Below are 23,960 nucleotides of genomic sequence, written 5' to 3' on the forward strand. Positions count from 1 at the left end.
TCGCCCGCGCGCGGGAGGCGGGGCTCTACCCCGCCCGCGACGTGACCCCCGAAGAGACGCCCTACGAGCCGTCGCCGGCATCGGTCGCCCTCAGTCGACGGGCGACGGATGCCGCGGCCCTCACGTCGCCCGACGACCCCGACGTGCGTGCGCTGGCGCTCGCCGCGGCCGCCATCGACTACTACCCGCGCGAGGCGAAGACGTTCTGGGCGGGTCACTTCCTGCGGCTGCGCGAGCCGGTGTCGCTCTGGGAGCAGACTCGTGACGTGGTGGTCGTCGACGCGGCCCGCAGCCGGGTCGTGACCGACTGGCACCGCGGCGACGGGCAGCGGGTCGACCGCCGCATCATCGAGCTGCACGGCGACGTCGCGCCCGGCACCCGGCTGAGCGAGGGCTCCGATCCGTTCGCGCTCTACCCCATGCCTGCGCCCTACCCGATCGCCCAGCCGTCGCCGCGGTGGATCCACGCCGGCCGCACCGTTCAGGTGCTCGAGGTGCTCGACGACGGCGCGGTGATCGCCGAGTTCGCCGTCGACGGCGAGACGTGGGACACGCTGCCGATCGCACTGACTCCGCCGCGGCCCCCGCAGGCCGCCGGGCAGCAGACCGCGATCGACGCATGGGCCGAGGGGCTGCTCGACGCCGCCCCCGGGTTCCCCGACGACCCCGCGACCGATCTGCTGCGCCGCCGTCCGCCGCGTCTGCGCGGGCGTCAGCTCACCTCGAGCCCGCACGGGCGCGCGGCGGGCGAGCTGGCGGCGACGATCGCGGCATCCGTCGCCGACCTCGACCGCAGCTACCTGGCCGTGCAGGGTCCTCCGGGCACCGGCAAGACCTACGTCGGTGCCCGGGTGATCGCGAGCCTCGTGCGCGACCGCGGGTTCCGGGTCGGTGTGGTCGCGCAGTCCCATGCCGTCGTCGAGCACATGCTCGAAGGGGTCATCGCCGCCGGGGTGCCCGCCGTGCAGGTGGCGAAGGCGCCGAAGGATCCGGCATCGACCGGTCATGCGTTCACGGCGATCCGCAAGAACGGGATGGCCGGGTTCATCGCCGACCAGCCGGGCGGGTTCGTCGTCGGCGGCACCGCCTGGGACTTCGCGAACACCAACCGCGTTGCGCGCGGCGGGCTCGACCTGCTCGTGATCGACGAGGCGGGGCAGTTCTCCCTCGCCTCGACCATCGCCGTCTCGCTCGCCGCCCCGCGTCTGCTGCTGCTCGGCGACCCGCAGCAGCTGCCGCAGGTCAGTCAGGGAACGCATCCCGAGCCGGTCGACACGTCCGCGCTCGGGTGGGTGATGGCGGATGCCGCGGTGCTCCCGCCGACCCACGGCTACTTCCTCTCGCGCACCTGGCGCATGCATCCGCGTGTCGCCGCCCCGGTCTCGACCCTGTCCTACGACGGTGCGCTCGCCTCCGCTCCCGACGCCGGGCTCCGCTCGCTCGCCGGCATCGAGCCGGGCCTGCATCCGCTGCCCCTCGCCCACGAGGGCAATGCCGTGCAGTCGCCCGAAGAGGCCGCCGAGGTCGTGCGACTCGCCCGCGACCTGGTGGGTCGCACGTACACCGACCCGGGCGATCCCGATGCCGCGGGCGGACGGGCGCTCGCGGCATCCGATCTGATCGTGGTCACCCCGTACAACGCGCAGCAGGTGCTCGTCGAGGAGGCGCTCGCCGGCGCCGGTCTCGCCGACGTGCGGGTGGGCACGGTGGACCGCTTTCAGGGGCAGGAGGCGGCGGTCGCGATCGTGAGCCTCGCCGCGTCGTCCGGGCGGGCGGCGCCGCGCGGACTCGAGTTCCTGCTGCTGCAGAACCGGCTCAACGTCGCGGTCTCGCGGGCGAAGGTCGCCGCCTACGTGATCTATTCGCCCGCTCTGCTCGACGACCTGCCGTACACCCCGGCCGGCGTCGCGCGCCTGAGCGCGTTCGCTCGGCTCGTCGGCGTCGCCTGACCCCAGGCCCGCGGCGCGCTCGACGACGCCGGCCGCGTCGCGGCACCCCTCGCGCACGCCCACCGGCAGGTGCCGCGACGCCGAGCGACGTGCCGCCGTGAGGATCTCGTCAGGATGCCCCGAACAGGTCATGTCGGTCGGCTACCATCGAGCGGCTTCGCCGCGCTCCACCCGCTGTCCCGAGTCGGAGCGGCGCGACCGCCCCGAGAGAGGAGCCCGCCCATGCCCTTGGTCGACAACGCCATCTACGTCGACGGTCGCCGCGCCGAGACACCCGGCACGCTCGATGAGACCTACCGGCTGCACGACGATCGCGGAGGGCTCGCCTGGATCGGGCTCTACCGTCCGAGCGCCGAAGAGGTCGCCTCGGTCGCCGCCGAGTTCGACCTGCACCCGCTCGCCGTTGAGGACGCACTCACCGGGCACCAGCGCTCGAAGATCGAACGCTACGGCGACGTCCTGTTCGTCGTCCTGCGACCCGCCCGTTACGACGACGAGCGCGAGGAGGTCGAGCTCGGCGAGGTGCACGTGTTCGTCGGCCCCGACTTCGTCATCACGATCCGTCACGCGGAATCACCGAACCTCGCGGCGGTGCGCTCGCGACTCGAGCACCAGCCCGACCTGCTCGCGCTGGGTCCGGAGGCGATCCTCTACGCGATCCTCGACCGGGTGGTCGACGAGTACGAGCCCGTCGTCGCCGGAATCGAGAACGATCTCGACGAGATCGAGGATCAGCTCTTCGGTGACAGCGACGACGACGCCCTGTCGCGACGTATCTACGAGCTGTACGGCGAGGTGCTCAGCATCGGTCGGGCCGTGCACCCCCTCGCCGCCATGATCGACAAGCTCCAGCGCGGTTTCGAGAAGTACGACGTCGACCTCGAGCTGCGCCGCAGCCTGCGCGACGTGCTCGACCACGTCGAGAAGATCGACGCCCAGGTCGACGGCTACCGTACGCTGCTCGACAAGGCGCTCACGGTGCACTCCGCGCTCGTCGCGCGGCGACAGACCGAGGCGAATCTGGCTCAGAACGACGAGATCAAGAAGATCTCATCCTGGGCGGCGATCATCTTCGCGCCGACACTCATCGGAACGATCTACGGCATGAACTTCGAGGACATGCCCGAGCTGCACTGGCAGTACGGCTACCCGCTGGCGATCGGCGTGATGCTCGCATTCCCCACGACGCTCTACTTCATCTTCAAGCGCAAGCACTGGCTGTGAGCGCGGTCCGTCGACGCATCGCGGGGCGACGGAGGCCGCGCGTGCCGGGCCCACACATGGGGGTCGCCGCCGGCCCGAGCGACCGCGGTCAGACGGTGCCGTAGAGGCGGTCGCCCGCGTCTCCGAGCCCGGGCACGATGTAGCCGTGCTCATTGAGCCGCTCATCGAGCGCGCCCAGCACCAGGGTCACGTCGCGTCCTGCGACCTGCTTCTCGATCGCCGCGACGCCTTCCGGGGCGCCGAGCAGGCAGATCGCCGTGACATCCTGTGCGCCCCGCGTGAAGAGGAACTCGATCGCGGCACCCAGTGACCCGCCGGTGGCGAGCATCGGGTCGAGCACGAAGCACTGACGGTCGCTCAGATCGTCGGGGAGGCGCTCGGCGTACGTCGATGGCTCCAGCGTCTCCTCGTTGCGCACCATTCCGAGGAATCCCACCTCGGCGGTCGGCAGCAGCGTCACCATGCCCTCGAGCATGCCGAGACCGGCGCGCAGGATCGGCACCACGAGCGGGCGCGGGTCGCTGATCGCGACGCCGGTCGTGGTGGTCACGGGCGTGGAGATCTCGATGTCCTTCACCCGCACGTTGCGGGTCGCCTCGTAGGCGAGCAGCGTCACGAGCTCGGAGGTGAGCTGGCGGAAGATCGGCGACGGCGTGCGCTGGTCGCGCAGAACCGTGAGCTTGTGGGTGACGAGCGGGTGGTCGGCGACGTGCAAGCGCATGATCACAGGCTAGAGCACCGCCTACGCTGTCACCGTGACGACCCCCGCCGACCTCGCAGCCATGCGCCGGGCGCTTGCGCTCGCCGAGGTGGCGGGCACGGAGGGCGATGTTCCCGTGGGTGCGGTCGTGGTGGATGCCGCGGGCACCCCGATCGGCGAAGGGCGCAATCTGCGCGAGGCGACGGGGGATCCCACGGCGCACGCCGAGGTCGTCGCCCTGCGGCAGGCCGCGGCATCCATCGGGTCGTGGAACCTCGAGGGGTGCACGCTCGTCGTCACCCTGGAGCCCTGCCTGATGTGCGCGGGGGCGCTGCTGCAAGCGCGTGTGTCGCGGGTCGTGTTCGGCGCGTGGGACGACAAGGCGGGTGCAGCGGGGTCGATGTACGACGTGGTGCGCGACCGCCGTCTGCCCTACCGCGCAGAGGTCGTGGGCGGGGTGCTCGCCGCCGAGGCGCAGGCGCAGCTTCGGAGCTTCTTCGAGGCGCGCCGACCCGACGCCCTCTGACACGGCGTGTCAGGAAAGGGTTCCGACGTTGCGCGGCGGGCGGGCCGGCGGCGGGCGCGCCGCCCGGACGCCGGGCCGCGCAACGTCGGAGCCCTTTCCCGACACGCCGTGTCAGAGGGCGTCGGGTCGGCGCGCCTCGAAGAAGCTCCGAAGCTGCGCCTGCGCCTCGGCGGCGAGCACCCAGCCCACGACCTGCCTGCAGGCGCTCGACCTTCGCCACGATCTCATCCAGCCCGCCGACGATGTTGGTGTCGCCGCGCACGCTGTCGAGGTCGCGGCCGATGGCCGCCGCACGGCGCTCGAGCTGCGCCTCGGTGGGGGCGGCGAGTGTCGGGAGTGCCACCGACAGCTTGAGCGTGCTCGGGTCGCGGCCGATCTCGGCGCACGCGCCGCGCACGCCCGCGAACTTCTCGGCGATGACGTGCTCGGGCTGGAACCCGATGTTGAACTCGGTCGCGAACCGCGCCGCGATCGCGGGGGTGCGCTGAGGTCCGCCGCCGCCGACGATCACCGGCACTCGGCCTTGCACGGGCTTCGGCAGGGCGGGCGCGTCCTCGAGGCGGTAGTGGGCGCCGTCGAACGAGAATGATCCGGATGCCTCCCACAGCCCGGTGATCACGGCGAGCTGCTCCTCGAGCAGGTCGAAGCGGCGGGGCGGGAACGGGATGCCGTAGGCGGTGTGCTCGGCCTCGAACCAGCCCGTGCCGAGCCCGAGCTCGACCCGGCCGCCGCTCATCGCGTCGACCTGCGCGACCTGCATGGCGAGGATCGCGGGAACCCGGTAGGTCACCGAGGAGACCAGGGTGCCGAGCCGGATGCGCGAGGTCTCGCGGGCGAGGCCGGCGAGGGTCGTCCACGCGTCGGTCGGACCGGGCAGCGGGTCGCCCTCGCCCATGCGCAGGTAGTGGTCCGAGCGGAAGAACCCGTCGAACCCGAGCCGCTCACCGGCCTGGGCGAATTCGAGCTGGTCGGCGTACGACGCCCCCTGCTGGGGCTCGGTGAACAGGCAGTACTCCATGTCCCCAGTCTGCCGCTCCGGCCCGCGGTGGGCGAGAGCGGTCAGTCGGACGAGGCGACGATGACCTCGGCGGTCGGCGGTGGCGGGGTGATCTGCCGTCGAGCGGATGCCTCGGGCTCGCCGTGCGCCCGGTAGAGGTCGGGCTCGAGGTAGATGACCCGCGCGATCGGCACGGCGGCGCGGATGCGCGCCTCGATCGCGTCGATGTCGCTGGCGACGCGGGCGAGCGGCAGGTCGGCGGCGAAGCCGAGTTTCGCCGCAACCAGCAGCTCGTCGGGTCCGAGATAGAGGGTCTTGATGTGGATGAGCTGCGAGATCTCGCCGCCGCCGGTGATGGCCGCTTCGATCGCCCGCTGGTCGGCGGGGCGCGCGCCCTCGCCGACCAGCAAGCTCTTCGTCTCGATGCCGAGCACGATCGCGACCGCGATCAGCAGCAGGCCGATCAACAGGGTGCCGAGGGCGTCGAACACCGGGTTGCCGGTGAGTCCCGACAGCCCGACGCCGAACAGTGCGAACACGAGACCGGTGAGGGCTGCGACATCCTCGAGCAGCACGACGGGCAGCTCGGGCGCCTTCGCGTGCCGGATGAACCCGAACCACGATTCCCCGGCGGCGCGGTGGTGGTTCGACTCGCGGATGGCGGTGCGCAGCGAGAAGGACTCCAGACCGATGGCGAGCAGCAGCACGACGAGCGGCAGCCACAGGTTCTCGAGCTCGTGCGGATGCTGCAACTTGTCGATGCCCTCGATGACCGAGAACAACCCACCGATCGAGAACAGGATGATCGCGACGACGAACGCGTAGACGTACCGTTCACGGCCGTAGCCGAACGGATGCTCAGCGTCGGCGCGGCGCCGGGCCTGACGGCCGCCGAAGAGCAGCAGCAGCTGATTTCCCGAGTCGGCGAGCGAGTGGATCGCCTCGGCGAGCATCGACGCCGACCCCGAGAAGGCCCACGCGAGGAACTTGGTGAGGGCGATGCCGAGGTTCGCGAGAAGTGCCGCGATGACCGCCCTGTTGCCGCCGGATGCGCTCATGGCGTCAGTCTAGGGATGCCCCGTCCCGGGCCGGAGGCATCCCTCGCCGTTCCGGGCGCCCCGGGCCCGGTCAGTCGGCCGAGCGCAGCACGATCGTCTCGGTGGGCGGCGCCGGGTCGACGGGTCGGCCCACGTAGCCGATGTGACTGAGGAGTGCGCGCCGCACCTCGGCGGGGCGCTCGAGGTGCGGCGAGTGGCCGACGCCGGGCAGCAGCAGCTCGGTGACCTCGCCGCCGCCGGCGGCGTAGGCCTCGAGCACGTCACGGGTCTGGGAGACCATCTCCTGGGCGGGCGCGGCGTCCGCCCCGGGCCAGCCGGGGATGATGCCGAGCGCCCCGAGGTGGTTGAGGTCGAAGAACGACGCGTCGGACACGATGGCGTCGGCGTCGCCGTGCACCCACAGCACCGGGGGCTTGACGGCGAGACCGACGATGCCGGACGTGTTGAAGTAGCCCGGCGCCATGGTGTTCAGCACGCCGATGCGGCCGGCCCCGAATCCGGGCCAGTTCTCGCTCGCCACGGCATCGCCGGGGTAGTTGCCCGTGGCGGTGGAGGTCGTGAGCATCGAGGCGACCCAGGCGTCCTCGTGCTCGCTCTCGAAGCCCGGGGCGACGTATCCGGATCGGAAGACGCTGCGCGGCGACGTCTGGGCGTCGGCGCTGGTGTCGTGGTCGGTGAGGCGCTGCACGAAGTCCGGGTTCGCTCCGCCGCCGCCGGTGCCGGCGTCGTCGTCGGTCAGGCGGCTGCCGTCGCGGCGGGTGCCGCCGAAGCCGTAGGGAGAGACCGGTGCCTGCAGAGTGAGGGATGCCACGGGGTGGTCGATCGCGTACTGCATCACGACGCCGCCTCCCATCGACCAGCCGACGAGGTGGGGCGCGGCGACCCCGAGGGCCTCGAGCGTCGCATGCACGTCGTCGCTGAAATCGCGCACCCCGCGGGTCGCGTCGATGGGCAGGCTCTCGCTCCCGCCGAACCCGCGCAGGTCGACGGCGATCACCCGCACGTCCCCGGGGAGGTCCTGCATGATCTCCTGCCAGAACAGCGCGGACGACACGTTGCCGTGCACCAGCACGACGGTGCGATCGGCGGGAGTGGTCGGGTCGTCGTCCTCGCGCAGGAGCACGTTGACCGCGAGGCGGTCGGTCGCGACGGTGCGGGCGACGATTCCGTCGAACAGATCGGGCTGGGTGGTCATCGGGCGTCCCTCCGCGGCTCAGCCGAGGCGGCACCGCCCCGGCACTGCCGATGATAGTCGCGCCGTGCCGCCATGTGAATGAACTTTCAGGTCGATCATCGGTCCTGCCGCGTGAACTTTAGGATGGCGACATGGTCGACGCGCAGCTTCCCCCGATCGCCATCCTCGGAGCAGGCTCGATGGGGGGTGCGATCGCCCGCGGAGTCGCGGCATCCGGGTCCTCCCGTGGCATCGTCGTCACGAACCGCTCGGCGGCGAAGGCCGCGACGCTCGACGGCATCGCGGGTCTCGCATCGATCGCCCTCGAGGCGCATCCCGACGCCAACCTCACCGCGGCCGCCGGCGCCGACATCGTGCTGATCGGCGTGAAGCCCGCGATGGTGCCCGACCTGCTCGAGGCCGTCGCCCCCGTGCTGCGCCCCGGCACGATCGTCGTGAGCCTCGCGGCGGGCGTGACTGTGGCCACGTTCGAGCGCATCCTCGGTGACGGCGTCGTGGTGCTGCGCTCGATGCCGAACACCCCGGCGACCGTCGGACGGGCGGTGACCGGACTCGCCGCGGGCACGACGGCGGATGCCGCGCACGTCGCGCTCGTGCGACGGCTCTTCGAGACCGTGGGGGCCGTCGTCGAGGTGCCCGAGGACAAGATCGACGCCCTGTCGACGATCTCGGGCTCAGGGCCCGCCTACCTCTTCCTCTTCATCGAGGAGCTCACCAAGGCCGCGCTCGCCAAGGGATTCTCGCCCGCGGATGCGCGGCTCATGGCCGAGCAGACGGTGATCGGTGCTGCGGCGCTCCTCGCGGCGACCGGCGAGGATCCGGCCGAGCTGCGCCGCCAGGTGACGAGCCCGAAGGGCACGACCGAGCGGGCGATCGCGGTGCTGCAGGACGCCCATCTCGACGAGCTGCTCGGTCGCGCGACCGATGCCGCCCTCGCCCGTGCCCGGGAGCTCGCCGCCGGCGCCTGAGAGAGCGGATGCCGCGGCATCCGTCAACGCTCGAGCGCCGCGAACCTCTCGACGTCGCCGTTCGTGCCCGACACGATCACCAGGTCGTGCGCGGTGACGACGGTGTCGGCCTCGGCGTAGCGGAACGGCTTGCCGGGCGACTTCACGCCCACGACGGTGACGTTGAACTTCGTGCGCACGCCCGAGGCGCTCAGGGCGACTCCCCGCAGGAACTTCGGCGGGTAGAGCTTGGCGAGCACGAAGTCGTCGTCGAAGCGGATGAAGTCGAGCATGCGGCCGCTGACGAGGTGCGCGACGCGCTCGCCGGCCTCTCGCTCGGGGTAGATGACGTGGTTCGCCCCGACGCGGGCGAGGATCTTGCCGTGGGACTGGCTCACCGCCTTCGCCCAGATCTGCGGCACCTTCAGATCGACCAGGTTCGCGGTGATGAGCACGGACGCCTCGATGAGAGAACCGACGGCGACGACGGCCACCTGGAAGTCCTGCGCCCCGATCTGCCGCAGGGCGTCGATGTTGCGGGCGTCGGCCTGCACGGTGTGGGTGACCCGGTCCGACCACTTCTGCACGAGTTCCGCGCTGTCGTCGATCGCGAGCACCTCGCGGTCGAGACGGTCGAGCTCACCCGCGCACGCGGCCCCGAACCGGCCCAGCCCGATGACGAGCACCGGGGCATCGCTGCGCACCTTTTCAACCAACGATCGGCCTCTCGGTGGGGAACGTGTAGAGCTGCGAGCGCGACGACGCCGCCACGGCCGCGGCCAGTGTGACTGTACCAATGCGGCCCATGAAGATCGTGACCGCCATCACGTAGGCGGCCGGGTCGGGGAGCTCGGCGGTGAGCCCCGTCGAGAGCCCCACGGTGCCGAATGCGGAGATCACGTCGAAGAGCACATCGGCGATCGGGGCCTGCGTGATCTGCGCGATCGTGATCGTCGAGGCGGCGACGATCGTCGCGCCCCAGGCGACGACCGAGAGCGCGACCCGCTGCACGTCGCTCGGGATACGGCGGCCGAACGCGTTCACTGACGGGCGTCCGCGTGCCTCCGACCACACCGCGAGGGCGAGCACGGCGAGCGTCGTGACCTTGATGCCGCCGGCGGTCGAGGCCGAGCCGCCGCCCACGAACATCAGCATCGACCCGACCACGAGCGACGACCCGTTGAGATCCCCGATGTTCACCACGGAGAAGCCGCCGGAGCGGGTCATGGCGGAGAGGAAGAACGACTGGAAGGTGGTGTCGAAGGCGTCCATGCTGCCGAACGTCTTCGGGTTGGCGTACTCGAGCGTGAGGAAGACCACCGCGCCGGCGAGGAAGAGCACCACTGTCGTGATGAGGGTGAGCTTCGCGTGGAGCGACCATCGGCGCACGTGCCAGCGGTGCCGGGCGAGCGTGTAGATCACGGGGAAGCCGATGCTGCCGAGGAACACGCTCACCATGAGGGTCGTGAGGAAGACGTAGTCGTGTGCGAAGGGGGCGAGTCCGCCCGGGTTCGGGGTGAAGCCGGTGTTCGTGAACGACATGGCCGCGTAGTAGGGCGCCTGCCACAACGCGGTGAGCGGGTCGATGCCCGCGAGCAGGATCGACGGATAGAGCAGCACCGAGATGACCGCCTCGATCACCAGCGTCGACAGTGCGACGGTGCGCAGCAGCTGGCCCACCTCGCCCAGCCGCACGGTCTGGCCCTCGTTGACGGGGCCGGCGTGAGCCCGGAGCGGATTGGTGTCGCTCGCGGCGATGAGCTTGGCTCGCAGCCCCAGGCGCTTCGAGATCACGAGCCCCATGATCGAGGCGAGAGTCAGAACACCCATCCCGCCGACGTTGACGCCGACGTAGATGATGACGTGGCCGAACGCCGACCAGTGCGCGGCCATGTCGACGGTGGCGAGCCCCGTGACGCACACTGTCGAGACGGCGGTGAACAGCGCGTCGACGAACGGGGTCGCGCGTCCGTCGGCCGCTGCGGCCGGGAGCGACAGCAGACCCGTGAACACGAGGATCAGGGCGGTGAACACCAGCACCGCGAAACGGGCGGGAGAGGCGGTCGACAGATCGCGGATGTCGCGGGCGAACCGGGCGATCCAGGTGCCGAGGGCGCGTGCGGGGCCGGGTGTGGACACCTCGCCTGCCACCGCTGCCCCTCTCGTCGCCGCGCCTGTCATGGTAGCGGCCACGAGCCCCGGCTAACCTAGGCACATGGCGGACATCTTCGGCGTGATCGCGGACGCGACCCGGCGCGACATCCTCTCGTTCCTGCTCGAGCGGTCGCGCACCGCCGAGGCCGGAACGAGTGTCTCGCTGATCGTGCAGGAGCTCGGGGTGAGCCAGCCGACGGTGTCCAAGCACCTGAAGGTGCTGCGCGAGGCCGAGCTCGTCTCGGTGCGTGAAGACGGCCAGCACCGCTACTACAGCCTGTCGGCGTCACCCCTCGACGAGGTCGACGACTGGCTGCTGCCGTTCTTCGATCTGCCCGAGGGTGAGGCGTTGAGCGCCGTGCTGCCCGAGCCTGCCGCGCACGCGGCGGAGGTCGTGGGGCGCGCCGCGGCATCCGTCGGTCACGTCGTGACCACGGCGCTGAAGAAGCTCCCCGGCCGCTGAGCCACTCGGCTCAGCCGTTGCTCGAGCCGTTGCCGTTGCTCGAGTTGGACCCGTTGCCGCGCTGGTGGCCGAACGGGCCGTAGCCGCCCTGGCCGCCGCTCCCGTTGCCGTAGCCGTTGCCGTGGCCGGGCATCATCCCGCCTTGACCGCCGCGCGTGTGCATCGAGTTCGACACGGCGACCTGGATGTGTGCTCCGACCCATCCGACCGCGACGCCGCCGCCGAAGGTCAGGGCGAGCAGGATCAGGCCGCCCGCGATCGAGCCTCCGATGATCCACCCGCGGCGGCTGCGGGCGGGTGGCGGCGTGGCCGCCGAACCCGTCGCCGCGCCCGTCGCCGCGGGCGGTGCGGGCGGTGCGGATGCCGCGGCATCCGCTGCATACGAGGGGGTGAGCTCGCCGGCGGCACCGCCGGCGTGGTGGTTCGCGGGCAGCGGCACGGTGGGCTGATCGGGGGTCGTCGAGTCGGACATGGCGGCATGATGCGCGCCGGAGGTGGATGCCGCTCATCATGCGTCGATGAAGTCGCTGGGGATCCGCCGTCTCCCGTGTTTACACGGAAGTCGCGCGACCCCTACGATGTGCGTTACGCGTGTGACGCGTGTTGCTGGGGGGAAGGGAAAACCATGACGGGGCTGCCCGAAGTGCAGTTCTTGACGGTCGCCGAGGTCGCCGACGTGATGCGGGTCTCGAAGATGACGGTCTATCGCCTCGTGCACTCCGGGGAGCTTCCCGCGGTGCGCTTCGGGCGCAGCTTCCGCGTGCCCGCGAGCGCCGTCGACGAGGTCGTGACGCGTCCCGCGGCCGACGTCGGCTAGACTGATCCGAGGCATTTTTTCGATTGCCCGTTCCCGGGTGCGCATCGGGCGCACCCAAACCGCCGACCAGTGAGGTTTTCCGTGGGTTCTGTCATCAAGAAGCGCCGCAAGCGCATGGCGAAGAAGAAGCACCGCAAGCTGCTTCGCAAGACTCGCCACCAGCGCCGCAACAAGAAGTGAGCGGCCGCCGCACCAGCGGTACTGACACAAGCGCCTGTCCGTGAGGATGGGCGCTTCGTGTTTGCTCCGGGCGGTCTTCCCGGGCGCACGCGCCCAGTACGCTTCAGAGCATGAAGTCCATCACCGTGCAGCAGCTCCACGAGCAGTCCGACGTGCCCCTCGTCGACGTGCGTGAGGTCGACGAGTTCACCGCCGGCCACGTGCCCGGCGCCGTGAACATCCCCCTGTCCACGCTCGGCGACAACCTCGACGCGCTGCCCGACGGTGCGTTCAACGTCATCTGCCAGCTCGGCGGCCGATCCGCCCGCGCGGTGCAGGCCCTCGAGGCACGCGGCTACGACGCCACCAACGTCGAGGGCGGCACGGGCGAGTGGGTCTCGGCCGGCTTCGCCGTGGAGCAGTGACCGGGCACTGTCCGCCCCTCTTCCTAGGATGACCCCGTGACCGAGATCACCCTCATCGGCAAAGACGGATGCCACCTCTGCGACGTCGCTCGCGGCGTCATCGAGCAGGTCGTCGCCGACTTGCCTGACGCCGACGCCGACCGTGTCGTGGTGGCCGAGGCATCCATTCTCGAGAATCCCGAGCTGTTCGACCTCTGGTGGGAGAAGATCCCGGTCGTGCTGATCGACGGCCGCGTGCACGCCCATTGGCGGGTCGCGCCGGAGCGGCTGCGCGACGCGGTGACCGAGTCGCTCCACGCGGTGAGCGCCTCGTGACCCTGCGGCATGTCGTCGCCTGGACGCTCGCGGCGACAGATCCCGCCGAGCGTGCGGAGCAGGCCGCCGAGGTCGCGCGTCGCCTGCTCGCCCTCGACGGGGTGGTTCCCTCGATCCGGGCGATCTCTGCCGGACCGAACGTGGCCTACGCCGATGTGAACGCCGATGTCGCCGTCGTCATCGACGTCGACGATCTCGCCGGACTCGAGGCGTATCAGACGCACCCCGCCCACCAGGAGGCCGCGGGCTACATCCGCAGCGTCGTGGCCTCCCGGCTCTCGGTCGACTTCGAGGTCTGACCCGCGCGTACCGCGCCCGCCGCCGCGCCGTGCACCCGACGCGGCGACGGACGGCGTCTCACGCGTCGGGGGCCGCCGGACGCACCGACACCGGGACGGCGTCGATCGTCAGATGCACCGCTTCGTCGAACTCCACGCGGTCGCCGGCGGAATGCTGCAGGCGCACGAGGGAGCCGTCGGCGGTGCGCACGAGGGTGCGGCGGAAGCTCCCGAGGAACGTGCTCTCCTGCACGATCGCCGGCACCGCATGGTCGCCGGGGGCGACGAGCCGCACGTTCTCGGGGCGCACGAACACGTCGACCTCGCCGACGACGGGCTCGCCCTGTACCGGAAGCTGGATGCCCCACACATCGACGCTCGTGCCGGTCGCGCGGCCCGGAACGGCGCTCGACAGGCCGACGAAGCCGGCGACATACGCGCTCGCCGGGCGCAGATAGAGCTCCTCAGGCGTGCCCACCTGCTCGATGCGACCCGCGTTCATCACGGCGATGCGATCGGAGACGGCGAGCGCCTCCTCCTGATCGTGCGTCACGAACAGCGTCGTGATGCCCAGGCGCAACTGGATGCGGCGGATCTCGTCGCGCAGCTGCACGCGCACCTTCGCATCGAGCGCCGACAGCGGCTCGTCGAGCAGGAGCACCCGCGGCTCGGTGACCAGCGCGCGGGCGAGCGCGACACGCTGCTGCTGACCGCCCGACAGCTGGTGCGGGAAGCGATCGGCGAGGTGGTCGAGCCCGACGAGCGCGAGCGCGTCGGTCGCGCGTCGCGTCGCCTCGGCCTTGCCCACGCCGCGGCGGCGCAGGCCGAAGGCCGTGTTCTCGACGACCCGCAGGTGCGGGAAGAGACTGTAGGCCTGGAACACCATGCCGATGTCGCGCTTGTTGGTCGGCACCGACGAGACATCCTTCTCGCCCAGCAGAACCGCCCCCGAGGTCTCACGCTCGAGGCCGGCGAGCACCCGCAGGGCCGTCGTCTTGCCGCATCCCGAGGGACCCAGCAGGGAGACGAACTCGCCCGGCGCGATGTCGAGGTCGACCCCGTGCAGTACGCGCGTCGTGCCGTAGTCCTTCGTGACGCCGCGGAACTCGACGCGGGTGCCATCGCCCTGAGCGGCGAGGAGCAGATTGTCGCCGGTGCGCGGCAGTGCTCGCAGATCGGAGGTCATGAGCGGGTCCTTTCGGAACGGTCGCGTCCGACGCGGCCGATGACGAGCAGCAGCACGAACACGGCTGCGAGCGAGAGCAGGGTGAAGATCGCCGGCAGATAGGCGTCGGTCTTTCCGACCACGAGGAGCGCGGTCTGGAGCACCTGGCGGTTCAGGATCGACGCGATCGTGAACTCGCCCAGCACGACGGCGACGGTGAGAAGGGATGCCGCGAGCAGCCCCGGACGCAGGTTCGGCGCGAGCACGCGAAGGAGCACGGTGAGCCACCCCGACCCGAGCGTGCGCGCGGCCTCGGTCAGGGTGCGCAGGTCGATCGCGTCGACCGACGCCTGGATCGAGCGGAACGCGAAAGGCAGCGCCGTGATGCCGTAGGCGAACGCGAGCGTCCACGGGGCCGTGCCGATGGTGCGTCCGATCTGCAGGTAGACCGGCACGAGCCCCACCACGAGCACGATCGCGGGGATCGAGATCGGCAGCAGCGCGACGAACTCGAACACCCGGCGCAGGCGGGGGAACTTCAGGTTCACGAGCACGATCGTGGGTGCGAGCAACACGAGCACGATCACCACCGTGACGACCGCGATGATGAGCGAGTTGCCGATCGCGAGCCACAACGGGCGCAGCAGGTATGCGCTCGCGGGATCGAAGAGGGTCGCCCAGTGCACGAGTGAATAGCCGTCGCCGTCGCGCAGCGTGTAGAGCAGAGTCGCGACCATGGGGATGGCGAAGAACAGCCCCACGAGGATGCCGATGACCCAGCGGGTGACGGGGTGCGGAGCGAGGCCCTTCATCGCTGCCACCTCGCTGCCCGCCGCTGCACCGCGTTGTAGACGGCCATCGCGACGCCCACGACGACGATCATGCCGAGCGCGAGCGCACCCGCGAGGTTCTCGCGGCCGAGCACGGTCTCGCTCGTGAGCGCCGCGCGGATCTGCAGCGGCACGATCTGCGAGCCCTGGCTGGCGAGGGCCGCGGCCGTCGCATACGACGAGAACGCGTTCGCGAACAGGAGCAGGAGGCTGGCGAGGAAGCTCGGGGCCAGCACCGGGAAGCCCACGTGCAGCCAGAAACCGGCACGGGTGCCCCCGAGGGTGAGGTTCGCCTCGACCCACTGCGGCCGCAGTGCCGACAGGGCGGGCATGAACGTGATGACCATGAGCGGGATCTGGAAGTAGAGGTAGGCGGGGATGAGGCCGGGCAGGCCGTAGATCCAGGCGCCGCCGGCGTAGAGATCGATGCCGAAGGTCGTCGCGAGGAACTTCGTGACGACTCCCTGCAGACCGATCGTCGCGATCATCGCGAACGCGAGCGTGACGCCGCCGAACTGTGCGAACGTGCCCGACACCGCGTTCACGGAGGTGCGGACCACACCCGACTCCGACAGGCCGAGCATCGCGTAGCAGGCGAGTGCGCCGACGATCGCTCCGACCAGCGCGGTGAGCACCGAGACCCACGTGGAGTTCCAGAACGTCGCGAGGATGACCGGGTCGCCGAGTGCGGCGATGTTGTCGAGGGTGAACGCGCCCTTCTTCGTGAAGAAGCCGGAGCCGATGGCGAGCACCGTCGGCAGCGCGAGGAAGATCAGCACATATGCGGCGAACGGGACCAGGCCGATCCAGGCCCAGTCCCGACGGGGCCGCCGGGCCAGCGCGAGTGCGCCAGGCCCGGCGGTCCGTGTCGCCGAAGCGACTGACGTCACTGAACGGCCGCCGCCCACTTGGCGCCGAGCAGGGTGCCCGCAGCCGTGCTCTGGGCCGCGGTCGGCACGACGCTCTGGGTGGGCGCGGTCGGCAGCTCCGCCGCGAGGGTCGCGTCGATCGTGCCGGCCGTGGTCATGGCCGCCATGCGGGCCGGGCGGGCGCCGCCGGCGAGCCACAGGTTCTGCGCCTCGTCGCTGTAGAGGAACTCCTCCCACAGGCGCGCAGCCGCCGGGTGCGGGGCATCCTTGTTGATCGCCTGGTTGTAGTAGCCGGCGTAGCCGGTGCCGGGAAGGATCGCGACCTTCCAGTTCGCGTTGTCCTTCTTGTGGGCGAGGTTCAGGTAGTCCCAGTCGAAGACGACGGGGGTCTCGCCGCTGGCGACCGTGGAGCTGGTCACGTCGACCTTGAGCAGGTTGCCGGCCTTGTTGAGCTTCTGGAAGAAGTCGATGCCCGCCTGGTAGTCATCCAGCGTGCCGCCCGACTGCACGGTGGCAAGACCCACCGCGGCGAAGGCCGCGCCCGCCTGGGTCGGGTCGCCGTTGAGGGCGACCGCGCCCTTGTACGCCGAGCCGAGCAGGTCGTTCAGCGAGGTCGGGGCGGGGTACTTCGACGAGTCGTAGCCGATGGCCATGTACCCGCCGTAGTCGCCGTAGTAGAGACCCGACGACTCCTTGAGGGTGTCGGGGATGTCCGCCCAGGTCTGCACCTTGTAGGGGGCGAACTTGTCCGTGTTCTGCAGCGTGACAGTGAGGCCGAGGTCGAACACGTCGGGCGCGGTGTCCAGGCCCTGGTTCGAGGTCGCGGCCTGGATCTCCTCGGCGCTCGACGCGTCGGGCGAGGCCTCGTTGACGGTGATCTCGGGGTACTTCTTCTTGAACGCGTCGATGACGGCGCCGTAGTTGGCCCAGTCGTGGGGGAGTGCGATGACGTTGAGCTGGCCCTCGGCCTTGGCTGCGGCCTCGAGGGCGGCGAGCGAACCGAAGTCAGAGATGCTGGTCGCCGTCTTCGCGTCGACGCCGCCCGAAGAGCTCGTCGACGAGCTGCCGCCGGCGCAGCCGGCGAGCACGACGGAAGCGGCTGCGGCGACGGCGATGCCGGCGCCGGCACGGCGCAGGAGTGCGCGCGTGTGGGTCATGTCAGTTCCTCTCGGATGGTGTGGCGGGGGTTCGGGAACCCCGCACCGGGACGAGAGGAACGTACGTGCGGCGAGTGGCGCCGGTGAGAGCGTCAGGTGTCCGTCAGGTGACGGGTCGGTGACACCGGATGCCGCGGCATCCGGTGTCGGCGCTCACCGCGCCGTGATCACGGCGCGAGGCGCGTGGGACCGCGGAAGAGGTAGGTGACCTCGCGGATCGACGCCTCGCCCAGCAGCAGCATGAGCACGCGGGCGAGGCCCATGCCGAAGCCGCCGTGCGGCGGGGCGCCGTAGCGGAAGAAGTCGAGGTAGAAGTCGAGGTGGGCGGGGTCGAGCCCCTTCTCCTTCGCCTGCTCGATGAGCACGTCGACGCGGTGCTCGCGCTGCGCGCCGGTCGTGATCTCGACGCCCTTGAACAGCAGGTCGTACGACTTGGTGAGTCCCGTTTCGGCGTCGCGCATGTGGTAGAACGCACGGATCTCGGGGTGGTAGTCGGTGATGAAGACGAACTGGTGGCCGTAGGTCTCCTGCACGTAGGCGGAGATCTGGCGCTCGCCCTCGGGGTCGAGGTCGCCGTCGGTGCGGGGGATCTCGTAGCCCCGGTCGGCGACGATCTGCCGGGCCTCGGCGAGGGGGATGCGCGGGAACGGCACCGCGGGCACCTGCACCTCGATGCCGAACAGCTCTTCGATCTCGGCGCCGTGCGTGTCCTTGACCGCCTGGAACGCGGTCTGCAGCAGCTCCTCCTGCATGTGGGCGACGTCCTCGTGGGAGTCGATCCAGCTGATCTCCGCGTCGACCGAGGTGAACTCGGTGGCGTGGCGGCTGGTGAAGCTGGGGTCGGCGCGGAAGGCCGGCGCGATCTCGAAGATCTTGCCGAAGCCGGCCGACTGCGCCATCTGCTTGAAGAACTGGGGGCTCTGGGCGAGGTAGGCGGTCTTGTCCTCGAAGTAGTCGAGGGAGAACAGCTCCGCGTTCGACTCCGACGGGCTCGCCATGAGCTTGGGGGAGTGGATCTCGATGTAGTCGCGCTCCACCCAGTAGGTGCGCAGCGCGTGCTCGAAGGTCGTCTGCACGCGGAAGATGAGGTTGTTGCGGGCCTGGCGCAGGTCGAGGAAGCGCCAGTCCATGCGCTTGTCGAGACCGCTGTCGGCGGCGATCGGGGTCTCGGGGTTGGCCGCCGCCGCGACCTCGAGCGTCGCGATCTTGATCTCGACGCCGCCGAGCTTCACCCGCTCGTCGTGCTTCAGCTCTCCCGTGACCGTGAGGAACGTGCCGCTCGCGAGCGCCGAGATCTCCTCGGTGAGGGCGAGGGCGACGGATGCCGCGGCATCCGCATCGTCGGTCACCTCGCGGGTTGCGGGGTTCACCAGCTGCACGGCGCCGGTCTCATCGCGCAGGATGACGAACTGCACCTTCTTCTGATCGCGCACCGTCTCGACCCAGCCGGACACCCGGACCGGTCCTTCGGGGAGGGACTTCAGCTGCTTGACGAGGACGCGTTCGCTCACAAACCTTCAGTCTACGTGCGGCCCGCCTCTAGCATGACGGCATGAGCCAGCCGCCGGTGCCGCCCGCGGGGCCTCCGCAACCGCCCGTCGGGTCGCCGCTGCCGCCCGCGCCGGTCGCGGTGACCGCGCCGGGGGTGCGCCGCACCTGGGACCTGGTGCTGACGATCGTGCTGCTGGTCTTGCTGATCGTGCCGGCGCTCATCGCCTCATACATGGCGGTGTTCCTCGTGTTCGCGTTCGACGCGTGCTCGAGCGACACCTGCAATGACGGCCTCGGCACCGCCGGCTTCTTCGTCGCGATGATCGCACCGTGGGCCGTGCTGGTCGTGGCGGGCGTGGTCGCGATCGTGCTGCTCGTGCGGCGGCGGCTGGCGTTCTGGGTTCCGCTCGTCGCGCTCGTGCTGATGGCGCTCGCGTGGTGTGGCGGCGCGGCGATCGTGTTCGGGTCGGCGAACCTGCGCTGACCGCGCCGCAGGGGCTCCCAGCCCTTTGGGATGTCGGCTTCATAGGGTCGGACGAGTGCGCCTCGCGGCGCGCCGATCACCGTTCCGCATGGCCGACACTGCCGACCCCGAGGATGTCCGATGACCGACGCCGCCCTGGCCGCTCCCCCCTTCCGTCCCGCCGCGACACTGCGGGCCGCGGCATCCGATGAACCGGATGACTCGTGGCTCGGCGCCCTCGTCGAGTGGGTCGTCTCACTCATGGACGTCATCGGCCCGGTCGGTGCGGGCATCGCGATCGCGCTCGAGAACCTCTTCCCGCCGCTGCCGAGCGAGGCGATCCTTCCGCTCGCGGGGTTCGCCGCCAACCGCGGCATGTTCACGCTCGTCGAGGCGCTCGTCTGGACGACGCTCGGTTCGGTCGTCGGTGCGCTCATCCTCTACGGCATCGGAGCATGGCTCGGGCTGGATCGGCTCCGCCGCGTCGCGGCGAAGGTGCCGCTGCTGCACGTCGAGGACGTCGACCGCACCGTGGAGTGGTTCGGCCGCCACGGGGCGAAGGCGGTGTTCTTCGGGCGGATGATCCCGATCTTCCGCAGCCTCATCTCCATCCCGGCCGGTGTCACCCGCATGCCGTTGTGGCGGTTCACGCTGCTCACGACCGCGGGCAGCGCGATCTGGAACACCGCGTTCGTTCTCGCCGGATTCTTCCTCGGCGAGTCGTGGCCGGTCATCGAGCAGTACGCCGACATCCTGCAGTACGTCGTGATCGCCGCCGTCGTGATCGGGGTCGCCTGGTTCGGGTGGGTGCGGGTGCGCCAGCTGCTGCGCACCCGACGCGGGTCGGTCGACGAGGCCTGAGCGCCCGCCGCTCAGGCTAGACACAGAAGCAGCGCCCGTAAACTGTGCGGGTGTCCGCCGACCGACTGCATCTCGTGCGCCACGGTGAGGTCCATAACCCCGATCACGTCCTGTACGGACGTCTGCCGAATTTCCGGCTGAGCGTCGACGGTCGGGTCATGGCCCGCCGCGCCGCCGAATACGTGCACGGGCTGGGGCGCCCGGTCGGGGCGCTCGTGTGCTCGCCGCTGCAGCGCACCCGGGAGTCGGCCGAGCCGTTCACCGAGCTGTTCGGCATCGAGCCGCGCGTCGATGAGCGCGTGATCGAGCCGACGAACGTGTTCGAGGGCCGGCGGATGTCGCGCGCCCTGCGCAACCCGCTGAACTGGCGCCATCTCCTGCGACCCTCGGTGCCGAGCTGGGGCGAGCCCTACGCCCAGGTCGCCGCGCGCATGGATGACGCGATGACCGAGGCGTGGAACCTGACCGCCGCCGGCGACGTGGTCGTCGTCTCGCACCAGCTTCCGATCTGGGTGACGCACCTCGCCGTCGCGGGCCTCCCGTTCCGGCACGACCCCCGGTCGCGCCGCTGCGGGCTCTCCAGCGTGACCAGCTTCGAGCGACGGGGCGAGCGCTGGGTCGAGATCGATTACGTCGAGCCGGCGTCGCTGTCGGGCGCCGTGGATGTGGGAGCAGTGTGACGATGACCAGACCCAACCGCCGCGGCATCCGCGTCATCGCCGCCGCCGTCGTCGCGGCCGCAGCCCTCGTGCTGGCCGGCTGCAGCAACGATTCGCTCGCCGCGCAGTACCGCGCCGGCGACAACAAGGGCTTCATCTCGGGCGACTTCCAGGTGCAGGAGATCCCCGCCGACCAGCGCGGCGACGCGGTGACCTTCTCGGGAACGACCGATCAGGGCACCGACGTCACGAGCAGCCAGTACCTCGGCAAGGTCGTCGTCGTGAACTTCTGGTACGCCGCGTGCGGCCCGTGCCGCGCCGAGGCGCCCGTGCTCGAGAAGGCGTTCACCGACGTGAAGGGGCAGGACGTCGAGTTCCTCGGCGTCAACATCTACGACCAGGCCGAGACGTCGCGCTCGTTCGCGCAGACCTACGGGGTGAGTTACCCGAGCGTGATCGCGATCAACAACGGCGACATCAAGATGTCGTTCGCGAAGTACGTGCCGCTGAGTGCCGTGCCGGTCACGGTCGTTCTCGACAAGCAGGGTCGCGTGTCCTCGCGCATCGTGAGTCAGCTCTCGGACGCCTCGATCCTCACCTCGTTGATCACCACGGCGGGGCAGACGTCGTGACCCGCGCCCGCCGGACCCGGGGGCACGCATGAGCGACATCGTCGCCGGCGGCGCCCTCTGGCTCGCGATCCCGATCGCGATGCTGGCAGGGCTCGTCTCCTTCCTCTCGCCGTGCGTGCTGCCGCTGGTGCCGGGCTATCTCGGATTCATCGGCGGCGCCGTCGCTCCGCGCCGCGGTGGCGGGCAGGTCACGCGCGGACGCCTCGTGCTGGGTGTCGTGCTGTTCATCGCAGGGTTCACCGTGATCTTCATGGCGATGAACATCCTCGGCGGCACGTTCGGCGCGTTCCTCATCTCGTACAACGCGATCATCACGCGGGTGCTGGGAGTCGCGATCATCCTGCTCGGCCTCGTGTTCATCGGGCTGTTCGGGTTCGCGCAGCGCACGTTGAAGCCGGTGGTGCGCGGCAACCTCGGCCTCATCGGGGCGCCGCTGCTGGGGCTGGCCCTCGGCATCGGCTGGGCGCCCTGCATCGGCCCGACCCTCGCGATCATCCTCGGCATGTCGTTCACGCAGGCCTCCGCGGGGCGGGGGGCCGTGCTCGGCCTCGCCTACTCGCTCGGGCTCGGCATCCCGTTCCTGCTCATCGCCCTCGGCTTCGGCTGGGCGGCCGGCGCCGTCGCGTTCATCCGCCGCCACATCCGTGTCGTCAACATCATCGGAGGCGTGCTCCTCATCCTCGTCGGCCTCGCCATGGTCACGGGTCTGTGGACCGACCTCATGTCCCACCTCCAGGGGGTGTTCTCGAGTGTCCCGCTCCCGCTCTGAGTCCGGTCGCGACGCCGACCCGTTGCGCCCGTCCGACCACATCGACGGCGCCGACGAGGCCGACGCCGTCGGCTCCGTCGACGAGAAGGATGCCGCATCCGCCGTCACTTCGCCGCGACTCGGTCCGCTCGGCTGGGCGCGGTGGGCGTGGCGTCAGCTCACGAGCATGCGCACGGCCCTGATCCTGCTGCTGCTGCTGGCGATCGCCGCGGTGCCCGGATCGATCGTGCCGCAGCGCACGGCGGACCCGAACGGCGTCACGCAGTACCAGACCGACCACCCCGATCTGTTCCCGATCCTCGACAAGCTGCAGCTGTTCGACGTCTACTCGTCGGCGTGGTTCTCGGCGATCTACCTGCTGCTGTTCATCTCGCTGATCGGCTGCGTGATCCCGCGTCTGAAGCACCACTGGAAGGCCATGCGGGCGCTCCCCCCGCGCACGCCGGCTCGGCTCTCCCGCCTCGACGACCACCGCGCCGCCACCCTCACGCTCGCCGACGGCGTCGATGCGACGACCGCCGCGGCGGACGCGATCGACGCCGCAGAGCGGATGCTGCGTGGCGCCCGCTACCGGGTGCACCGCTACGACGGCCGCGGCTCGTACTCCGTGTCGGCCGAGCGCGGCTATCTGCGCGAGACGGGCAACCTCCTCTTCCACATCGCGTTGGTGGGAGTGCTGATCGCGGTCGGCGTCGGCGGGGCGTTCACCTACACCGGGCAGCGGGTCATCGTGCAGGGCACGACCTTCGTCAACCAGCTGCAGGACTACTCGTCGTTCAATCCGGGACGCTTCGTCGACGGCAACGCGCTCGACCCGTTCTCGCTCACCCTCGACAAGTTCGACGTGACCTATACGCCCGCCAGCGACACGGGCGCGGGCCAGGCCGGCGACTTCGTCGCCCACCTGACCACCAAGACCGAGGGCGGGTCCGCCCAGCAGGACGAGGTGCGGGTGAACCATCCGCTCGAGGTCGCCGGGGACCGCGTCTATCTGATGGGCAACGGGTACGCGCCGACGATCATCGTGCGCGACTCCGCCGGCAAGGTGATCTACAACGAGTCGGTGCCGTTCCTGCCGCAGGACAACAACATGACCTCGCTGGGCGTCGTGAAGATCCCCGACGGGCTGCCGCAGCAGCTCGGTCTCGTCGGATTCTTCTACCCGACGATGCAGCCGCTGACCACGGGAGCGTTCAGCTCGGTCTACCCCGACCTGATCTACCCGGTGCTGACCCTCAACGTCTACGCCGGCGACCTCGGCATCAACGACGGAACACCGCGTTCGGTGTACACCCTCGACCCGACCGGCATGACCCAGCTCACCGGCGGCACCACCGGGGTGAACTCGCTCGAGCTCATGCCGGGGCAGACCGCGAAGCTCCCGAACGACTGGGGCACGGTGACCTTCGTGAACGAGGCCGACCCGTCGGCATCCACCCTGGTGACCGGGAGCCTGGACGCCTCGAAGACGATGCAGGCGGTCGGCACCGACTACTCCGCGTCGGTGAAGCGCTTCGTGTCGCTGTCGATCCACCACGACGCCTCGTCGGTGTGGGTGCTGGTGTTCGCCGGGCTCGCCGTGGCCGGGCTTCTGGCCGCGCTGTTCGTTCCGCGCCGCCGCATGTGGGTGCGGGTCACTCCGAAGGACGGCGCGCTGCGCCTGGAGTACGCGGGGCTCGCGCGCGGCGAGGACCCGGCGATCGCCGTCGCGGTGACCCAGCTCGCCGAGCGCCACGCGAAGTCGGTCGCAAAGGCGGCGAAGACGGCGCCGCAGGCGTCGACGGACGCCTCCGATGCCCCCGCGGGCGACGACGCGACTCCCGGCGAAGCCCACAACGGCCGCGGGTAGAATCACCG

27 protein-coding genes and 1 pseudogene are annotated in these 23,960 nt (G+C 70.5%); 16 read left to right on the forward strand and 12 right to left on the reverse strand.

Annotated features, from left to right (window positions below):
• A partial coding sequence (locus ABT08_RS00005) for a DEAD/DEAH box helicase (RefSeq protein WP_288113570.1) occupies window positions 1–1,949 on the forward strand: 1,949 nt, incomplete at its 5' end.
• A gap of 222 nt (window positions 1,950–2,171) precedes the next feature.
• Complete coding sequence (corA, locus tag ABT08_RS00010; protein ID WP_045247726.1) at window positions 2,172–3,173, forward strand: magnesium/cobalt transporter CorA; 1,002 nt, start codon at window positions 2,172–2,174, stop codon at window positions 3,171–3,173.
• An 88-nt stretch (window positions 3,174–3,261) separates the two neighbouring features.
• On the opposite strand, the gene upp is transcribed toward corA, so the two are convergent.
• A complete protein-coding gene (gene upp, locus ABT08_RS00015) occupies window positions 3,262–3,894 on the reverse strand; it encodes a uracil phosphoribosyltransferase (protein WP_045247839.1) in 633 nt (210 codons plus the stop codon).
• A 61-nt stretch (window positions 3,895–3,955) separates the two neighbouring features.
• On the opposite strand from upp, the gene tadA reads away from it, so the two are divergent.
• A complete protein-coding gene (tadA, locus tag ABT08_RS00020; protein ID WP_056207830.1) occupies window positions 3,956–4,399 on the forward strand; it encodes a tRNA adenosine(34) deaminase TadA in 444 nt (147 codons plus the stop codon).
• Between the two features lie 169 nt (window positions 4,400–4,568).
• On the opposite strand, the pseudogene ABT08_RS00025 reads toward tadA, so the two are convergent.
• The 3 genes and pseudogenes from ABT08_RS00025 to ABT08_RS00035 form a co-directional block, all read right to left on the reverse strand.
• A pseudogene (locus ABT08_RS00025) lies at window positions 4,569–5,417 on the reverse strand (LLM class F420-dependent oxidoreductase); the annotation flags it as partial.
• 41 nt (window positions 5,418–5,458) lie between these two features.
• Window positions 5,459–6,454 (reverse strand): cation diffusion facilitator family transporter, encoded by a 996-nt coding sequence (locus ABT08_RS00030; protein WP_288113578.1) that lies wholly within the window; start codon window positions 6,452–6,454, stop codon window positions 5,459–5,461.
• 70 nt (window positions 6,455–6,524) lie between these two features.
• Window positions 6,525–7,649, reverse strand: coding sequence for an alpha/beta hydrolase (locus ABT08_RS00035; protein WP_045247729.1), 1,125 nt, complete (start codon window positions 7,647–7,649; stop codon window positions 6,525–6,527).
• 131 nt (window positions 7,650–7,780) lie between these two features.
• Here ABT08_RS00035 and proC point away from each other — a divergent pair, with 131 nt between their 5' ends.
• Entirely contained in the window at window positions 7,781–8,617 is an 837-nt protein-coding gene (gene proC, locus ABT08_RS00040; protein ID WP_288113581.1) for a pyrroline-5-carboxylate reductase, read from the forward strand.
• A gap of 23 nt (window positions 8,618–8,640) precedes the next feature.
• Here proC and ABT08_RS00045 read toward each other — a convergent pair whose 3' ends face one another.
• Together ABT08_RS00045 and ABT08_RS00050 are read right to left on the reverse strand one after the other, a co-directional pair.
• Complete coding sequence (locus ABT08_RS00045; protein WP_045247731.1) at window positions 8,641–9,312, reverse strand: potassium channel family protein; 672 nt, start codon at window positions 9,310–9,312, stop codon at window positions 8,641–8,643.
• Window positions 9,305–10,696, reverse strand: a complete 1,392-nt coding sequence (locus ABT08_RS00050; protein WP_045247841.1) for a TrkH family potassium uptake protein — start codon at window positions 10,694–10,696, stop codon at window positions 9,305–9,307. Before ABT08_RS00050 ends, ABT08_RS00045 begins: the two co-directional genes overlap by 8 nt.
• Window positions 10,697–10,811: 115 nt before the next feature.
• Between ABT08_RS00050 and ABT08_RS00055 the strand changes: the two genes are divergently transcribed.
• Window positions 10,812–11,213: an ArsR/SmtB family transcription factor gene (locus tag ABT08_RS00055; RefSeq protein WP_056519317.1), complete on the forward strand. Its 402-nt coding sequence runs from the start codon at window positions 10,812–10,814 to the stop codon at window positions 11,211–11,213.
• Between the two features lie 10 nt (window positions 11,214–11,223).
• Here the strand turns inward: ABT08_RS00055 and ABT08_RS00060 are convergent, their stop codons facing one another.
• A complete protein-coding gene (locus ABT08_RS00060) occupies window positions 11,224–11,685 on the reverse strand; it encodes a hypothetical protein (RefSeq protein ID WP_056207754.1) in 462 nt (153 codons plus the stop codon).
• Window positions 11,686–11,838: 153 nt separating this feature from the next.
• Between ABT08_RS00060 and ABT08_RS00065 the strand changes: the two genes are divergently transcribed.
• The 5 genes from ABT08_RS00065 to ABT08_RS00085 all read left to right on the forward strand — a co-directional run bounded on the left by ABT08_RS00065 (window position 11,839) and on the right by ABT08_RS00085 (window position 13,228).
• The gene (locus ABT08_RS00065) at window positions 11,839–12,030 is read left to right on the forward strand and encodes a helix-turn-helix domain-containing protein (protein WP_056519320.1); all 192 of its coding nucleotides are present in this window, start codon (window positions 11,839–11,841) and stop codon (window positions 12,028–12,030) included.
• 81 nt (window positions 12,031–12,111) lie between these two features.
• Window positions 12,112–12,210: a 30S ribosomal protein bS22 gene (locus ABT08_RS00070; RefSeq protein WP_003792170.1), complete on the forward strand. Its 99-nt coding sequence runs from the start codon at window positions 12,112–12,114 to the stop codon at window positions 12,208–12,210.
• A gap of 110 nt (window positions 12,211–12,320) precedes the next feature.
• Entirely contained in the window at window positions 12,321–12,614 is a 294-nt protein-coding gene (locus ABT08_RS00075) for a rhodanese-like domain-containing protein (protein ID WP_045247735.1), read from the forward strand.
• 36 nt (window positions 12,615–12,650) lie between these two features.
• A complete protein-coding gene (locus tag ABT08_RS00080; protein WP_045247736.1) occupies window positions 12,651–12,929 on the forward strand; it encodes a glutaredoxin family protein in 279 nt (92 codons plus the stop codon).
• Complete coding sequence (locus ABT08_RS00085) at window positions 12,926–13,228, forward strand: Dabb family protein (RefSeq protein WP_045247737.1); 303 nt, start codon at window positions 12,926–12,928, stop codon at window positions 13,226–13,228. The genes ABT08_RS00080 and ABT08_RS00085 overlap by 4 nt, the downstream gene beginning before the upstream one ends.
• A 58-nt stretch (window positions 13,229–13,286) precedes the next feature.
• Here the strand turns inward: ABT08_RS00085 and ABT08_RS00090 are convergent, their stop codons facing one another.
• The 5 genes from ABT08_RS00090 to aspS form a co-directional block, all read right to left on the reverse strand.
• The gene (locus ABT08_RS00090) at window positions 13,287–14,393 is read right to left on the reverse strand and encodes an ABC transporter ATP-binding protein (RefSeq protein ID WP_045247738.1); all 1,107 of its coding nucleotides are present in this window, start codon (window positions 14,391–14,393) and stop codon (window positions 13,287–13,289) included.
• Complete coding sequence (locus ABT08_RS00095) at window positions 14,390–15,184, reverse strand: ABC transporter permease (protein ID WP_045247739.1); 795 nt, start codon at window positions 15,182–15,184, stop codon at window positions 14,390–14,392. Before ABT08_RS00095 ends, ABT08_RS00090 begins: the two co-directional genes overlap by 4 nt.
• The gene (locus ABT08_RS00100) at window positions 15,181–16,110 is read right to left on the reverse strand and encodes an ABC transporter permease (protein WP_056519322.1); all 930 of its coding nucleotides are present in this window, start codon (window positions 16,108–16,110) and stop codon (window positions 15,181–15,183) included. Before ABT08_RS00100 ends, ABT08_RS00095 begins: the two co-directional genes overlap by 4 nt.
• The gene (locus tag ABT08_RS00105; RefSeq protein ID WP_056207748.1) at window positions 16,089–17,228 is read right to left on the reverse strand and encodes an ABC transporter substrate-binding protein; all 1,140 of its coding nucleotides are present in this window, start codon (window positions 17,226–17,228) and stop codon (window positions 16,089–16,091) included. The genes ABT08_RS00100 and ABT08_RS00105 overlap by 22 nt, the downstream gene beginning before the upstream one ends.
• A 167-nt stretch (window positions 17,229–17,395) precedes the next feature.
• Window positions 17,396–18,739: an aspartate--tRNA(Asn) ligase gene (gene aspS / locus ABT08_RS00110; RefSeq protein ID WP_056519327.1), complete on the reverse strand. Its 1,344-nt coding sequence runs from the start codon at window positions 18,737–18,739 to the stop codon at window positions 17,396–17,398.
• Window positions 18,740–18,780: 41 nt separating this feature from the next.
• Here aspS and ABT08_RS00115 point away from each other — a divergent pair, with 41 nt between their 5' ends.
• The 6 genes from ABT08_RS00115 (at window position 18,781) to resB (ending at window position 23,952) form a co-directional block, all read left to right on the forward strand.
• Window positions 18,781–19,203, forward strand: a complete 423-nt coding sequence (locus tag ABT08_RS00115) for a DUF6264 family protein (RefSeq protein ID WP_288113590.1) — start codon at window positions 18,781–18,783, stop codon at window positions 19,201–19,203.
• Window positions 19,204–19,323: 120 nt separating this feature from the next.
• Window positions 19,324–20,043 carry a DedA family protein gene (locus tag ABT08_RS00120; RefSeq protein WP_056207743.1) on the forward strand — a complete coding sequence of 240 codons (720 nt, stop codon included), beginning with the start codon at window positions 19,324–19,326 and terminating at the stop codon, window positions 20,041–20,043.
• A gap of 50 nt (window positions 20,044–20,093) precedes the next feature.
• Window positions 20,094–20,723, forward strand: coding sequence for a histidine phosphatase family protein (locus ABT08_RS00125; RefSeq protein ID WP_056207741.1), 630 nt, complete (start codon window positions 20,094–20,096; stop codon window positions 20,721–20,723).
• A 2-nt stretch (window positions 20,724–20,725) separates the two neighbouring features.
• Entirely contained in the window at window positions 20,726–21,334 is a 609-nt protein-coding gene (locus ABT08_RS00130; RefSeq protein ID WP_045247745.1) for a TlpA family protein disulfide reductase, read from the forward strand.
• Between the two features lie 28 nt (window positions 21,335–21,362).
• On the forward strand, window positions 21,363–22,103 hold the full coding sequence (locus ABT08_RS00135; protein WP_273205173.1) for a cytochrome c biogenesis CcdA family protein: 741 nt from the start codon (window positions 21,363–21,365) through the stop codon (window positions 22,101–22,103).
• Window positions 22,084–23,952 carry a cytochrome c biogenesis protein ResB gene (gene resB / locus ABT08_RS00140; protein ID WP_288113596.1) on the forward strand — a complete coding sequence of 623 codons (1,869 nt, stop codon included), beginning with the start codon at window positions 22,084–22,086 and terminating at the stop codon, window positions 23,950–23,952. The genes ABT08_RS00135 and resB overlap by 20 nt, the downstream gene beginning before the upstream one ends.
• The last annotated feature ends 8 nt before the right edge of the window (window positions 23,953–23,960 follow it).

The organism is Microbacterium sp. SCN 71-21 (assembly GCF_001725695.1).
GTDB classification, from domain to species: domain Bacteria; phylum Actinomycetota; class Actinomycetes; order Actinomycetales; family Microbacteriaceae; genus Microbacterium; species Microbacterium ginsengisoli.

Coding starts and splice junctions, on each gene's coding strand:
- corA (WP_045247726.1), top strand. CDS start 2,172: ATGCCCTTGGTCGACAACGCCATCTACGTCGACGGTCGCCGCGCCGAG.
- upp (WP_045247839.1), bottom strand. CDS start 3,894: ATGCGCTTGCACGTCGCCGACCACCCGCTCGTCACCCACAAGCTCACG.
- tadA (WP_056207830.1), top strand. CDS start 3,956: ATGCGCCGGGCGCTTGCGCTCGCCGAGGTGGCGGGCACGGAGGGCGAT.
- ABT08_RS00030 (WP_288113578.1), bottom strand. CDS start 6,454: ATGAGCGCATCCGGCGGCAACAGGGCGGTCATCGCGGCACTTCTCGCG.
- ABT08_RS00035 (WP_045247729.1), bottom strand. CDS start 7,649: ATGACCACCCAGCCCGATCTGTTCGACGGAATCGTCGCCCGCACCGTC.
- proC (WP_288113581.1), top strand. CDS start 7,781: ATGGTCGACGCGCAGCTTCCCCCGATCGCCATCCTCGGAGCAGGCTCG.
- ABT08_RS00055 (WP_056519317.1), top strand. CDS start 10,812: ATGGCGGACATCTTCGGCGTGATCGCGGACGCGACCCGGCGCGACATC.
- ABT08_RS00060 (WP_056207754.1), bottom strand. CDS start 11,685: ATGTCCGACTCGACGACCCCCGATCAGCCCACCGTGCCGCTGCCCGCG.
- ABT08_RS00065 (WP_056519320.1), top strand. CDS start 11,839: ATGACGGGGCTGCCCGAAGTGCAGTTCTTGACGGTCGCCGAGGTCGCC.
- ABT08_RS00075 (WP_045247735.1), top strand. CDS start 12,321: ATGAAGTCCATCACCGTGCAGCAGCTCCACGAGCAGTCCGACGTGCCC.
- ABT08_RS00090 (WP_045247738.1), bottom strand. CDS start 14,393: ATGACCTCCGATCTGCGAGCACTGCCGCGCACCGGCGACAATCTGCTC.
- ABT08_RS00095 (WP_045247739.1), bottom strand. CDS start 15,184: ATGAAGGGCCTCGCTCCGCACCCCGTCACCCGCTGGGTCATCGGCATC.
- ABT08_RS00105 (WP_056207748.1), bottom strand. CDS start 17,228: ATGACCCACACGCGCGCACTCCTGCGCCGTGCCGGCGCCGGCATCGCC.
- ABT08_RS00115 (WP_288113590.1), top strand. CDS start 18,781: ATGAGCCAGCCGCCGGTGCCGCCCGCGGGGCCTCCGCAACCGCCCGTC.
- ABT08_RS00120 (WP_056207743.1), top strand. CDS start 19,324: ATGACCGACGCCGCCCTGGCCGCTCCCCCCTTCCGTCCCGCCGCGACA.
- ABT08_RS00130 (WP_045247745.1), top strand. CDS start 20,726: ATGACCAGACCCAACCGCCGCGGCATCCGCGTCATCGCCGCCGCCGTC.
- ABT08_RS00135 (WP_273205173.1), top strand. CDS start 21,363: ATGAGCGACATCGTCGCCGGCGGCGCCCTCTGGCTCGCGATCCCGATC.